Annotated in this window: 13 protein-coding genes; 4 read left to right on the top strand and 9 right to left on the bottom strand. The window is 72.6% G+C overall.

The genetic code is table 11. The annotated features are described in order from the left end of the window. On the top strand, nt 1–1,925 hold a 1,925-nt coding region (locus tag CCR87_RS17060), incomplete at its 5' end, for a phospholipase D-like domain-containing protein (protein ID WP_242511807.1). A 19-nt stretch (nt 1,926–1,944) separates the two neighbouring features. Here the strand turns inward: CCR87_RS17060 and CCR87_RS02375 are convergent. The 6 genes from CCR87_RS02375 to secG all read right to left on the bottom strand — a co-directional run bounded on the left by CCR87_RS02375 (nt 1,945) and on the right by secG (nt 7,418). Further along, a complete protein-coding gene (locus tag CCR87_RS02375; RefSeq protein ID WP_338048859.1) occupies nt 1,945–2,883 on the bottom strand; it encodes a nickel/cobalt transporter in 939 nt (312 codons plus the stop codon). Continuing rightward, the gene (locus CCR87_RS02370) at nt 2,880–3,554 is read right to left on the bottom strand and encodes a DUF1007 family protein (protein WP_201155788.1); all 675 of its coding nucleotides are present in this window, start codon (nt 3,552–3,554) and stop codon (nt 2,880–2,882) included. The genes CCR87_RS02375 and CCR87_RS02370 overlap by 4 nt, the downstream gene beginning before the upstream one ends. Nucleotides 3,555–3,626: 72 nt before the next feature. Next, nucleotides 3,627–4,235 carry a class I SAM-dependent methyltransferase gene (locus CCR87_RS02365; protein ID WP_201155786.1) on the bottom strand — a complete coding sequence of 203 codons (609 nt, stop codon included), beginning with the start codon at nt 4,233–4,235 and terminating at the stop codon, nt 3,627–3,629. Then, entirely contained in the window at nt 4,235–5,164 is a 930-nt protein-coding gene (gene ppk2 / locus CCR87_RS02360) for a polyphosphate kinase 2 (RefSeq protein WP_201155784.1), read from the bottom strand. The genes CCR87_RS02365 and ppk2 overlap by 1 nt, the downstream gene beginning before the upstream one ends. A gap of 102 nt (nt 5,165–5,266) precedes the next feature. Next, the gene (locus tag CCR87_RS02355) at nt 5,267–6,910 is read right to left on the bottom strand and encodes a CTP synthase (protein ID WP_201155782.1); all 1,644 of its coding nucleotides are present in this window, start codon (nt 6,908–6,910) and stop codon (nt 5,267–5,269) included. A gap of 139 nt (nt 6,911–7,049) precedes the next feature. Continuing rightward, nucleotides 7,050–7,418 carry a preprotein translocase subunit SecG gene (secG, locus tag CCR87_RS02350; RefSeq protein ID WP_201155780.1) on the bottom strand — a complete coding sequence of 123 codons (369 nt, stop codon included), beginning with the start codon at nt 7,416–7,418 and terminating at the stop codon, nt 7,050–7,052. Between the two features lie 215 nt (nt 7,419–7,633). On the opposite strand from secG, the gene CCR87_RS02345 reads away from it, so the two are divergent. Continuing rightward, the gene (locus CCR87_RS02345) at nt 7,634–8,926 is read left to right on the top strand and encodes an adenylosuccinate synthase (protein ID WP_201155778.1); all 1,293 of its coding nucleotides are present in this window, start codon (nt 7,634–7,636) and stop codon (nt 8,924–8,926) included. Between the two features lie 78 nt (nt 8,927–9,004). Continuing rightward, nucleotides 9,005–9,232 carry a DUF2842 domain-containing protein gene (locus CCR87_RS02340; RefSeq protein WP_201155776.1) on the top strand — a complete coding sequence of 76 codons (228 nt, stop codon included), beginning with the start codon at nt 9,005–9,007 and terminating at the stop codon, nt 9,230–9,232. Between the two features lie 19 nt (nt 9,233–9,251). Here the strand turns inward: CCR87_RS02340 and CCR87_RS02335 are convergent, their stop codons facing one another. Continuing rightward, nucleotides 9,252–9,737: a hypothetical protein gene (locus CCR87_RS02335; protein WP_201155775.1), complete on the bottom strand. Its 486-nt coding sequence runs from the start codon at nt 9,735–9,737 to the stop codon at nt 9,252–9,254. Nucleotides 9,738–9,816: 79 nt separating this feature from the next. Continuing rightward, on the bottom strand, nt 9,817–10,701 hold the full coding sequence (gene dapA, locus CCR87_RS02330; RefSeq protein WP_201155773.1) for a 4-hydroxy-tetrahydrodipicolinate synthase: 885 nt from the start codon (nt 10,699–10,701) through the stop codon (nt 9,817–9,819). Nucleotides 10,702–10,819: 118 nt separating this feature from the next. Here dapA and CCR87_RS17440 point away from each other — a divergent pair, with 118 nt between their 5' ends. Then, nucleotides 10,820–12,775, top strand: coding sequence for a lytic transglycosylase domain-containing protein (locus CCR87_RS17440; RefSeq protein WP_201155772.1), 1,956 nt, complete (start codon nt 10,820–10,822; stop codon nt 12,773–12,775). 7 nt (nt 12,776–12,782) lie between these two features. On the opposite strand, the gene CCR87_RS02320 is transcribed toward CCR87_RS17440, so the two are convergent. Beyond that, the coding region (locus tag CCR87_RS02320; protein ID WP_201155770.1) for an energy transducer TonB family protein at nt 12,783–13,045 on the bottom strand (263 nt) is incomplete at its 5' end.

The following is a 13,045-nucleotide window of genomic DNA, read 5'->3' as shown; positions in this document are numbered from 1 at the left end:
CGCCTGGAATCGCCACCACCCGGCTGCGGGCCCTGGTGGCCGGGTTCGAGGCCGAGCGCCTCGGGGCCAGGGGGGGTGCGCCGTCCGATCGGCTGACGGCGCTGCACGATCTGGCGGGTGCGGTGGATGGCGGCCCCCTGCCACCCGTCCCCCTGCGCCCCGGCGAGGGCAGCTTCCCCTCCGTCTGGCGCACCGCCGAGATGCGCCTGCCGCTGGATGCCCGCCCCCCGCTCGGCGCGCCGGTGGTGGTGTTCCCGGGCGTCCACGCGGCCACGACGGTGGTGCATCTGGATGCGATCGCGGGCCAGCCGCTGGCGGTGTCGGGGCGCTGCGACGGCACGGTGCGCCCCCGCGACACGACCGGCCCCCTGCCGGACGCCGCACCGGGCCAGCCGTTCCGGCTGACCATCGGCCCCGCCCCGCGCGACGGCAGCCGCCTGACGCTGGGGGCCGATGTGAGCCGCTGCACGCTGGACATCCGCGCGGCCACCGGCGGCCACAGCCTGACGCTGCGGCGCGACACGGTGGCGGACCCGGCGCTGGCGGCGCTGGATGCGCGGCTCGATGTCTGCGCGGTACCGCCGCTGGCCACGCTGGACGCGCTGGAGCGTGTGGCGCTGTCGGACCGCTGGCTGTCGCGGACCTGCCTGGGGCCGACGGGGCCGTCGCGGCTGCTGACCGACGGGCTGGCGGCGTTCAACGCCAAGGCCGAGGCCCTGACCGGCCGCCCCCTGCCCCGCGCGGCGCTGGAGGCGGGCGATCCCGCCATGCCGATCGATTTCTCGCACGCCCCGGCGCTGGAGCTGATCGTGGTCACGTCATTGCAGCTGCGGGCGGATTTCACCGGGCGGATGCTGGGGCGGATGCTGGCGCACCACGCCGCGCGCGGCACCCCGGTGCGCATCCTGGTGTCGCAGAACCTCGCCACCGGGCCGGACCGGCGCATGCTGGCGCGGCTGGCGGCGGACTGGCCGATGGTCCAGATACAGGCGTACCACTGGCGCCCCGCGCCAGGGATCACGCCCACCACCCTGCCCGACCGGCTGCAGCGCAGCCAGCACACCAAGGTCTTTGGCGTGCTGGGCCGCGCCCCGGGCACCTCGCGGTTCATGGTGGGGGGGCGCAACCTGCACGACGGGTTCGTTTTCGACAGCCCGCGCGATCTGTCAGGCCGGCCGGGCCTGCACGACTACACCCGCCGCCTGCGCGCGCCGCTGGCGTATTTCGCCGCCTACGAGGATCTGGAGCTGGAGATCACCGATCCCGCGGCCGTGCGCGCGATGATGGCGCACATGGGCACACTGTGGCAGCGCGACGCGCCCTCGGGGGTGGTGCGGCCGTTTTCCCTGACGGCCGAGGTCCCCGGCGCCCCGCGCACCGGGGCGTTCCACATCCTGTCGATGCCGCAATCGGACGGCCGCGCGCTGGAGCAGTGGCTGGTGGCGCTGATCGATGCCACGGCGACGCGCCTCGACATTGCGTCGCCGTACCTCAACCCCACCCCGGCGGTGGCGGCGGCGCTGGAGCGCGCGGTGGCGCGCGGCGTGCGGGTGCGGGTGGTGACGCCACGCGTGGTGGGGGGCGATCCGCTGGACGGCTTCAAGGCGGCGCTGAAGCAGATGTTCCTCGACCGCCTGACCGGGCTGGAGGTGTGGGAGGTCGCGCAACCCGACCGGCTGCTGCACAGCAAGTTCCTGATCTTCGATGGCCGGCTGTCGCTTGTGACCTCGGCCAACCTGAATGCCCGCAGCCTGGTGCACGACACCGAGAACGGGATCGCCGTGCTGGACCCGGGCTTTGCCGCGCGGCTGACGGCGGTGCACGACGGCTATGTCGCGCGCGCCACGCCCCTGACGGCGGCCACGCCGGTGGGCCCGCTGCGGCGCTGGCTTCTGCGCCCCGAGGCGATCCGCAACTGGTTCTAGGCGCCCGTCACAGCGCCCGTCACAGCCCCAGCCGCAGCGCCTGCACCGCCGCCAGCACCACCAGAAGGCCCACGCCCAGCTCCAGCATCGGGCCCAGCGGGCGCAGGCCCCCCAGCCGCCCGGCCCACATCCGCGCCCCGTCCCGCGCCAGCACCGACAGCCCGGCCACCGCCACCGTGACCAGCGCAGTGCCCAGCCCCATGACATAGGCACCCGCGATCCCGGCCGCCGTGATGTCCATCCGCCAGGTCAGAACCAGCAGGAACAGCGCCCCCGTGCAGGGCCGGATCGCGATGGCCCCGATCAGCGCCGCACCCTCGCGCCAGCCGGTCAGGCGCGCGACCTCGGCCGGGTCGGGACCGTGGCGGTGGCCGCAGGATGCGCAGGCGGCAGGGTCATGGCCCGTGGCGGCACCCTGCGGCGCGGGGCGCAGGGCCGGAACCGGCCTCGGCAGCAGCCGCGCCAGCCCGCGCGCGCCGCGCCACGCCAGCCACAGCCCGATCGCGCCGATGGCGGCGGTGCTGGCTGTGGTCAACGCCCCCTCGCCCAGCCCCACCACATCGGCGCGGCCCCAGTCCAGGACCGCGATGCCGCCATGGACCAGCACCACGGCCACCGTCGCCTGCCCGAGGCTGGCCAGCAGACCGATCGCCGCAAGGCGGCCCAGCGGCACCTGCGTGGCCGCGCCATAGCCACCGATCAGCAGCTTGCCGTGCCCGGGCCCGACCGCGTGCAGCACGCCATAGGTGAACGCCAGCCCCAGCAACCCCGCCAGCGCGCCCGCCTCGCCCGCGCGCAGGCTGCGCAGGGCGCCGGCCATCGCGGCCTGGGCGGTGCGCTGCCCCTCCATCGCCCAGGCCAGCAGCGCCGCGGTCCCGCCCTGCGCCCACAGCGCCGCCGCCCCCACCGCCAGCACCAGCGCCACCGTGAGGGCGATGCGCGGCACCGGGCCGGTCACGACGGACCACCGCAGGTCAGGCGGACCTCCTCGGCGAAGTCGGCGCCGACGGCGGGGAACTCGGCCTCCACCGCCCAGGGGTCGGCGCCACTGGCCAGAAGCGCATCCAGCGCGGCCTGGAGGCGCTCCTCGGCGGCCTGCCGGTCGGGGCCGTGCACGCTGGCGGCGCAGTCCCCCCGCCCCGAAACGACCGGATCGCTGGCGATGGTGTAGGCGATGAAATAGGTGGGGTCATAGACCCGCAGCACCAGCTCGCGCCCCTCCAGCCGGAGGGGGTCGGCGAACACCCGGCGGTGGGCGATCACCAGTCGGGCATCCTGCACGTCGGCCACCACCCGTGTCGGCCCCCCGAGCGGCACCTCCACCCCGTCCAGAAGCGGGCGCAGGTCGCCATTGTAGCCCGGGTCCCAGTTGGCATAGATCGCCGCAAGCTGCTCGCGCTCGTGCGCGGTGACGGTGCCGGTGAATTCGGGATCCATGCCGTAATCGTCCAGCGCCAGCATGGTGTAGAACTCGTCATACACCCACACCACCTGCACCGCCGACAGACGGCCGTCGGCGTCGAAGATCACCTCCAGCCCGGTATCGATGAACACATGCGGATGGGCCGCCGCACCCGGCGGCGCCAGCGCGAGCATCGCCGCCACCATGCCCCGTGCGATCCGTCCCATACATACCCCCCGACCGACTCCGGGCGACCTTACTGTGCCCGCGGACGGCCGTCACCCCGGCCCGCCGCCCTGTCACACGGGCTTGAGCGCCACGAAATCCACCAGCGCGGAGCGTCCGGCGTGGCCCGTCCCCTCGGCGAGGTCGGCATCATGGTCGGCGGCGTGCGGAACCTGCCACCCCGCAAAGGCATCGCACAACATCGGCAGGGTATAGAGGTTCTCCACCGCGCCCGGCCCGCCGGTGCCATAGCCGATTTGGCGCGGGGCATAGCCATGCAGCAGCAGCAGCCCGCCGGGGCGCAGCGTGCGGGCCATGCCCTCGAACATGCGCGCCCGCAGCGGCGGGGGCGCGAACTGCACGAACACCGCCACCACCGCATCGAACGCGGCCGGGCGCCAGTCCCAGTCCTCCACCCCGGCGTGATGAAAGGCGACCGTGACACCCGCCTCGGCCGCCAGCAGCCGCGCCTTGTCCAGCGCCACCGAGGAGGCATCGAACGCGGTCACCGCATGGCCCTGCCGCGCCAGCCAGACCGCGTTGCGCCCCTCGCCGTCGGCCACCGACAGCACGCGCGCGCCGGGGGCCAGCCGCCCCCCGTGGCGGCGCAGGAACGCGGCCGGTTCGGTCCCGAACAGGTACCCCGGCGCGCCATACCGCGCGTCCCACGCCGTCGCCGCCATCAGCCGCGTCGCATGTCGGGGTGCTGCGCCGCGCCCAGGATATGCGCGGCCGAATGCACCACATGGGTGGCATGACCCACGATGAGCGGGTCGGGCGTTCCCACCACCGCCATGTCCTTGCCCGGATAATCCAGGCTGGCGAGGAAGTGGCGCATGCAGTTCAGCCGCGCGCGCTTCTTGTCGTTGGACTTCACGATGGTCCAGGGCGCGTCGGCGGTGTCGGTGTAGAAGAACATCGCCTCCTTCGCCTCGGTGTAGTCGTCCCATTTGTCGAGGCTGGCCAGATCGATCGGGCTCAGCTTCCAGCGCTTGAGGGGGTCGACCTCCCGGGCCTTGAATCGCACGCGCTGTTCGCGCTGCGACACCGAGAACCAGTACTTGAACAGCTTGATGTCGGAGCGCACGAGCATCTGCTCGAACAGCGGCGCCTGGCGCATGAACTCCAGATACTCGGTCGGGGTGCAGAACCCCATCACCCGCTCCACCCCCGCGCGGTTGTACCAGGAGCGGTCGTAGAACACCATTTCACCCGAGGTCGGCAGATGCGCGACGTAACGCTGGAAATACCACTGTCCGCGCTCCTCCTCGGTGGGCTTGTTGAGGGCCACGACACGGGCAAAGCGCGGGTTGAGATGCTCGGTGAAGCGCTTGATCGTGCCGCCCTTGCCGGCGGCGTCGCGCCCTTCGAACAGGATGACGAACTTCTGTCCGGTGTCCTGCGCCCAGAGCTGGACCTTCAGCAGCTCCGCCTGAAGCCGCGCCTTTTCCGCCTCGTAGGGGCGCCGCCCCATGCGCCGGGCATAGGGGTAGCGCCCCGATTCGAAGGCCACGCGGATCGCTTCGGGCGTCACGGCAGGCGTGGGCGGGGTCGGCACGCCTTCGGGCCCTGTGGTCCCGGAGGTCGCGGCGGGGCTGGTGTCGGCGGTCATGGCGGGTTCCCTCGCGCTGCGGTGCATTGGTTCATCCGGCCACGCCGCCCCCCCCGGCGTCAAGGCTTGGCGTCGGGGGCCGGCACCCTGGGGCAGCGTCGGTCACACCAGACGGCTGACCTCCACGGCGGCGCGGACGAAGTCGGCGAACAGCGGGTGCGGGGCGAAGGGTTTGGACTTCAGTTCCGGGTGGAACTGCACGCCGATGAACCACGGGTGGCCCTCCACCTCCACGATCTCCGGCAGGCGGCCGTCGGGGGACATGCCGGAGAACCGCAGCCCGCAGGCCTCCAGCTTGTCGCGATAGCGGATGTCGACCTCGTAGCGGTGGCGGTGGCGTTCCTCGATGGTCGTGCCGCCGTAGATGTCCGCCACATGCGAGCCCGGCGTCAGCTGCGCGGTATAGGCGCCCAGCCGCATGGTCCCGCCCTTGGCGTCGGCGGCGCTGCGGCGCACGGTATGGTTGCCCTGCACCCATTCCTTGAGGTGATAGACCACCGGGGTGAAGCGCTTCGCGCCCGCCTCGGCGTCGAACTCCTCCGATCCGGCGTCGCCGAGGCCTGCGAGGTTGCGCGCCGCCTCGATCACCGCCATCTGCATGCCCAGGCAGATGCCCAGATAGGGGATCTTGCGCTCGCGGGCGAACTGGGCGGCGCGGATCTTGCCTTCGGTCCCACGCTCGCCGAAGCCGCCGGGCACGAGGATGGCGTGGAACCCCTCCAGGTACGGGCCGGGGTCCTTGGCCTCGAAGATCTCCGAATCGATCCACTGGGCGCGCACGCGGACCCGGTTGGCCATCCCGCCGTGGGTCAGCGCCTCGGCGATGGATTTGTAGGCGTCCTCCAGCCTTGTGTATTTGCCGACGATGGCGACGCGGACCTCGCCTTCGGCGTGGTTGAGGCGGTCCATCACGTCTTCCCAGCGCGCCAGGTTGGGCTTGGGCGCGGGCGAGATGCCAAAGGCGTCCAGCACCGCCTGGTCCAGCCCCACGCGATGGTAGGCCAGCGGCGCCTCGTAGATCGACTTCAGGTCATAGGCGGGGATCACCGCGTCGGGGCGCACGTTGCAGAACAGCGCGATCTTGGCGCGCTCGGTTTCCGGGATCGGATGCTCGGACCGGCACACCAGCACGTCGGGGGCGATGCCGATCGACCGCAGCTCCTTGACCGAGTGCTGGGTGGGCTTGGTCTTCAGCTCTCCGCTGGCGGCCAGATAGGGCAGCAGCGTCAGGTGCATGAAGATGCACTGCCCGCGCGGACGCTCCTGGGCGAACTGGCGGATCGCCTCGAAGAACGGCAGCCCCTCGATGTCGCCGACGGTGCCGCCGATCTCGCACAGCTGGAAATCGACCTCGCCGTCGCCGATGTTGAGGAAGTCCTTGATCTCGTTGGTGACGTGGGGGATCACCTGGATGGTTTTCCCGAGGTAATCGCCGCGGCGCTCCTTCTCCAGCACGTTGGAATAGATCCGGCCGGAGGATACGGAATCGGTGGCCCGCGCCGACACGCCGGTGAAGCGCTCATAGTGCCCGAGGTCGAGGTCGGTCTCGGCGCCGTCGTCGGTGACGAACACCTCGCCGTGTTCGAACGGGCTCATGGTGCCGGGATCGACGTTCAGATAGGGGTCGAGCTTGCGCAGCCGGACGGTAAATCCGCGCGCCTGCAACAGCGCACCCAGCGCGGCCGAGGCCAGGCCCTTTCCCAGCGACGACACCACCCCGCCGGTGATGAAGACATAGCGTGACATGGCGGTTTTCTCCCGTGTCCGCCCGCCGGAGCGCGGAGGGCATCACGGGACCGAGGCAGTAGCCCATCCGTGCCCGGGCCGCAACGCGCGCCGGGGCGTTGGCGTGGTCATTCGTGACAGCAAAGGTGGGCGGTGCCCCTCAGTCCTCGGCGCGCGGCGGCGTCAGGCCACCATCCGTGCCCAGCGACGGCGGCAACAGGTCGCCCCCGGGCACGACCGGCGCTTCGGGCGACGGGCGCAGCGGCGCGTCGACGCCCAGCCGGTCGAGGATCGAAACCCCGGCCGCGCGTTCCGCCGCAAACACCGTCAGCGTCAGCGACGTGATGATGAAGGCAATCCCCAGCACCCACGTCACCTTGCCCAGACCGCCCAGCGCGGGCCGGCTGGAGGCCGCACCACCGCCGCCCCCGCCAATGCCGAGGCCACCCCCTTCGGAGCGCTGCAACAGCACAGCCACGATGATCCCCAGCGCGAGGATCAGGTGGACGATGAGGACGACATTTTCCATGCGGGGACCTGCCTTGGTTTCACGCGGACATAATCGGACGGGGCCGCCGTCGCAACCCCGGACCGGGCCCCAACCGGAGCCGCGCCCGGCCCGGCCCATGACATGCCCGAGGCACGCACGGATCCGGGCTCACCCGGCCTGCGGGCGGTTTCGGTTTCCTTGGGCGTCCGGGCGGGGTAAGGAGCGCGCGGAAATTCGGACCGCGGAGGGGTCACATGGCAAACGTCGTCGTGGTCGGCGCACAATGGGGCGACGAAGGCAAGGGCAAGATCGTCGACTGGCTGTCGGAGCGCGCGGACGTGATCGTGCGCTTCCAGGGCGGGCACAACGCCGGGCACACGCTGGTGATCGACGGGGCGGTGTACAAGCTGTCGCTGCTGCCGTCGGGCATCGTGCGCAAGGGCAAGCTGTCGATGATCGGCAATGGCGTGGTCCTCGACCCCTGGGCGCTGATCGCCGAGATCGAGCGGCTGGGCGCGCAGGGCGTGGCCGTCACCCCCGACAACCTGATGATCGCGGAAAACGCGCCGCTGATCCTGCCGGTGCACGGAGAGCTGGACCGCGCCCGCGAGGCGCAGTCCGACGTGGCCAAGATCGGCACCACCGGGCGCGGCATCGGCCCGGCCTATGAGGACAAGGTGGGACGGCGCGCGATCCGGGTGGCCGACCTGGCCGATCCCGAGACCCGCGCGCGCCGCATCGACCGGCTGCTGGTGCACCACGACGCGCTGCGCCGCGGCCTCGGCCTGCCGGAGGTCGACCGCCCCGCCCTGGAGGCCGCGCTGGAGGAGATCGCGCCGAAGATCCTGCCGTTTGCCCGCCCGGTCTGGCAGGTCCTGACCGAGGCCCGCCGCGCCGGCCGCCGCATCCTGTTCGAGGGCGCGCAGGGCGCGCTTCTGGACATCGACTTCGGCACCTATCCGTTCGTCACCTCCTCCAACACCATGGCGGGGATGGCGGCCACCGGCTCGGGCATGGGGCCGGGGTCGATCGGCTTCGTGCTGGGCATCGTCAAGGCCTATACCACCCGCGTGGGCGAGGGGCCGTTCCCCACCGAGCTGACCGACGCCACCGGCCAGCGGCTGGGCGAGCGCGGGCACGAGTTCGGCACCGTGACGGGCCGCAAGCGCCGCTGCGGCTGGTTCGACGCGGTGCTGGTGCGCCAGACCTGCGCGCAATCGGGCGTGTCGGGGATCGCGCTGACCAAGCTGGACGTTCTCGACGGGTTCGAGACGCTGCGCATCTGCACCGGCTATGACCTGGACGGCGAACGGCTGGACCACCTGCCCACGGCCGCCAACCTGCAGGCCCGCGTCACCCCCATCTACGAGGAGATGGAGGGCTGGTCCGACAGCACCGCCGGCGCGCGCAGCTGGGCCGACCTGCCGGCGGCGGCGGTGAAATACGTCCGCCGCATCGAGGAGTTGATCCGCTGCCCCGTGGCCCTAGTCTCCACCTCGCCGGAGCGGGACGATACCATCCTGGTGACCGATCCCTTCGCCGACTGACCGCCACACTAACCCGGCACACCAACCCGGCACACCGAAGCTGCCAGGCCGAAACCGCCACGCCGACGGAGGCACCCCATGCCCAAGCTCTCCCACAAGGCGCGCAAGCGCTGGTCGATCTTCGTGCTGCTGGTCGGCATCCCGGTCTATGCCGTCGTCGCCGTCACCGTGGTGGAGATGTTCGACCGGCCGCACTTCCTGCTGGAGGCGCTGATCTACCTGGTGCTGGGGGTGGTGTGGGCGCTGCCGCTGCGGTTCGTGTTCCTTGGCGTCGGTCGCGAGGACCCGGACGCCCCGCGCGACTGATCCGCGCCCGGCCCCCGCATCAGGGGGTACAGGGCAGCGCCGCCAGCGCCGGGGCCACGTCGGTCAACGCAAATCTGTCGCGAAGCTCCGAGCCAGTCGCGGGATCATCGAGGCGCAGCAGCACCTCGGCCCCGTCCTGCGCCGCCCGCAGCAGTTCGGCCGCGGCGGCGGCAGGGACGGTGGCGTTGCGATGGCTGGCCGTCAGCGGCCATGCCGCCGGGTCCGACAGCACCCGGCCCTCCTGTTCCACCCACAGCCGCAGGGCCCCGGCGGTTTCGGGCGCCACATCCATGTCGAAGGCATAAACCAGCGTCAGCGCATCGTTCCGGCACCGCCAGACCAGCATCGGCACGCGGCAGCCGGTTTCGTCCAGCGCGGGCACCGTCACCATCGGGGCAGGGCTCACCGGTGTGACCGGCAGCCCGCCGATGGTTCCGGCCAGTGCCCCGTGCGGCGCCGCCTGGGCCAGCAGCACCACCATCATCGCCGCCAGACGTCCTGTCATCGCACCCCCCCGCCGCCAACAGCCCCCGGCATCGCGCCATCGGGCAGAGGGCACAAGGCGGCGCGGTGCCGCGCGCGGATCAGTCCAGCAGGCCCGCGTGGCGCAGTGCCGCGTCGATCTCGGCGGCGACGGGGGCGGTGACGGGCACCAGCGGCAGGCGCACCTCGTTGGTGCAGCGGCCGAGCCGCGACAGCGCGTATTTCGCCCCCGCCACGCCCGGCTCCAGAAAGATCGCGCGGTGCAGCGGCATCAACCGGTCCTGAAGCGCCAGGGCGGCGGCGTAATCGCCGCGCAACGTGGCCTCCTGGAACTCGGCGCATAGCTTCGGGGCGACATTGGCGCTGACGGAAATGCACCCCACCCCGCCATGCGCGTTGAAGCCCAGCGCCGAGGCATCCTCGCCCGAGATCTGGATGAACTCCGCCCCGCAGGTCTGACGCTGCCGCGAAACGCGCGCCACATCGCCGGTGGCATCCTTGACGCCGACGATGCGCGGCAGCTTCGCCAGCGTGCCCATGGTCTCGGGCAGCATGTCCACGACCGACCGGCCGGGGATGTTGTAGATGATGATCGGCAGCGTGCAGCAGTCGTGTAGCACGCGGAAATGCTCCACCATGCCCGCCTGGGTGGGCTTGTTGTAATAGGGTGTCACGACCAGCGCGGCATCCGCGCCCACCGATTCCGCATGCTGCAGGAAGCGCACCGCCTCCGGGGTGTTGTTCGAGCCCGCGCCCGCGATCACCGGCAGGCGTCCGGCGGCGGCCTCCACGGTGGCGGCGATGACGCGCTCGTGTTCCTCGTGGCTGAGGGTCGGGCTTTCGCCGGTGGTCCCCACCGGCACGAGGCCATGGCTGCCCTGCGCCACATGCCATTCCACCAGCGCACCCAGCGCGTCGAGGTCCAGCGCCCCATTGCGGAACGGCGTGACCAGTGCGGGGATTGACCCCCGGATCGCATGCTTCATCTGTCCTGTATCCCTCGGCGGTGCGGGCGGTGCCGAATTCGTGGTTTTCACCGGCCTGCGGGCGCCGTTAGACTTTGCTTCCGAAATGATCAAGTCGAATGATCGGACCCGCCCTTCCATGATCCCCGTGTCGCCCACCGCGTTCCTGCGCGCAGCCCTTGCGGCGGCGCTTCTTGTTCCCGCCCTGTCCGCCCCGGCACAGGAGGCCCCGCCGCCGCAGCGCGCCGCGGGCCTGCTGGGCAGCGCGTTGGAGGAAGGCGCGGCGGGCGGCTGGGCGCGGGCCGGGGCCATCGCGGCGCCGGCCGGCGCGGTGGCGCAGGCGGTGGTGGAATGGCACCGCCTGCGCGCGGGCGATGGCGACTGGCGCGCGGTGTCGGCCTTTGCCGCCGCCCATCCCGACTGGCCCGAGGTCGACCGCTTCCACGCCCGCGCCGAATCGACGCTGTCCGGCAGCGCCCCGCCCCAGGGCGTGATCGCCTTTTTCGAGGGCCGCACCCCCGCCACCGGTGCAGGCGCCGTGGCGCTGGCGGCCGCCCGCGCCGCCACCGGGGACAGCGCGGGGGCCACGGCCGCCGCCGTGCAGGCCTGGCGCACCCTGACCCTTTCGGAGGTGGAGGAGCGCAGCCTTCTGGCCGCCCACGGAACCGCGCTGGCGGGCCATCACGACGCCCGGCTGGACATGCTGCTGTGGCGGCGCGACCGCACCGGCGCCGCGCGCCAGGCCGCCCGGATGGATGCGGGCGCACAGGCGCTGGCGGCGGCGCGGCTGGCGCTGGCCGCGCGCGACAGCGGCGTCACCGCCCTGATCGCCGCCGTTCCGCGGGCGCGGGCGGATGATCCCGGCCTGGCCTTTGACCGCTTCGACTGGCGCATGCACAACGCGCTGCACGAAAGCGCGGGCGATCTGCTGCTGGAGCGCTCCGACGCCGGCACCCTCGGCCGGCCCGAGGCATGGGCGCGCAGCCGCGCCTTTCTTGCCCGGCAGGCGTTGGGCGACGGGGATGCGCGCCGCGCCTGGCGGCTGGCGGCCGGCCACGGGCTGGATTCGGGCGGGGCATTCGCCGACATGGAGTGGTTCGCGGGTTTTGTCGCCCTGCGCTACCTCGATGCGGCGGACACCGCGCTGCGGCATTTCCAGCGCCTGCGGGTGGGCGTCTCGGCGCCCATCAGCGTGTCGCGTGCCGCCTATTGGGAAGGTCGCGCGCGTGAGGCGCTGGGAGAGCACGCCAACGCCGCCGCCGCCTATGCCTTCGCCGCCGAACATGCGACGACCTTCTATGGCCAGCTGGCGGCGGAACGGACGGGCCTGCCGATGCCCGCCGCGCTGGCGGGGCCTGACGGGCCGGTGGGCGCGCTGCCCGACCACGACCTTCTGCGGGCAGCGCTGCTGTTGCGCGGGGCCGGACACTGGCATCGGGCGCGGCAATTCTTCCTTGCCCTGGGCACGGCGGTGGACGCGCCGGGCCGCGCGGCGCTGGCCCGCCACGCCGTCGCCCTGGGCGAAGAAAACTGGGCCGTCACCCTGGGCCGCGTCACCTCGGGCGATGTTCCGGTGGACGCGGCGTTTCCGCTGCACCCCATGGCCCGGATGGACCTGCCGGTGCCCACGGCGCTGGCGCTGGCCATCTCCCGACGCGAGAGCGAGTTCGACCCGGCCGTCGTCAGCCCCGCCGATGCGCGCGGCCTGATGCAGGTGCTGCCGGGCACCGGCCGCGACGTCGCCCGCCGGCTGGGCGTCGCGTTCGAGGACGCCTGGCTGACCACCGATCCGGCGCTGAACGTGCGTCTCGGCGCGACCTATCTGGCCGAGCTGACCGAGCGCTTCGGCCCCGGCCTTGCGCTGGTGGCGGCGGGCTACAACGCCGGTCCGGCCCGCCCGCCGCAATGGATCGCCCGGTTGGGCGACCCGCGCGACATGGACGACGACGCGCTGATCGACTGGATCGAGCGCGTGCCCTTTGCCGAGACGCGCAACTACATCATGCGGGTGACGGAATCGAAGGTGGTCTATCGCGCGCGGCTCGCGGGCCGGGCCGTGCCCTTCGACGTGCTGGTCACGCTGCGCGGCCGCTGAGGGCGCCTCAGTCGAACCGCAGCGGCAGGGCAAAGCGGTGGACCGCGCCCGTCACCGACGCGGGCGCGGGCGGGAACCGTCCGGCCGCGCGCACCGCCGCCAATGCCGCGCGATCCAGTGCCGGGTTGCCCGACGCCACCGCCACCTCCGCCCCGCGCAAGGTCCCGTCGCGCCCCACGCTGAGCGCCAGCGTCACCGTCCCGCGCCCCGGCGCACGCGCGGCCGCGCGCTGGATCTGGGCGCGGATGCGCCCGCCCCATGCCGCCAGCT

This window comes from Rhodobaculum claviforme (assembly GCF_016653255.1).
GTDB classification, from domain to species: Bacteria; Pseudomonadota; Alphaproteobacteria; order Rhodobacterales; family Rhodobacteraceae; genus Rhodobaculum; species Rhodobaculum claviforme.
Note: the sequence above shows the minus strand (reverse complement) of the source record. Positions and strands in the feature narration are given on the sequence as shown.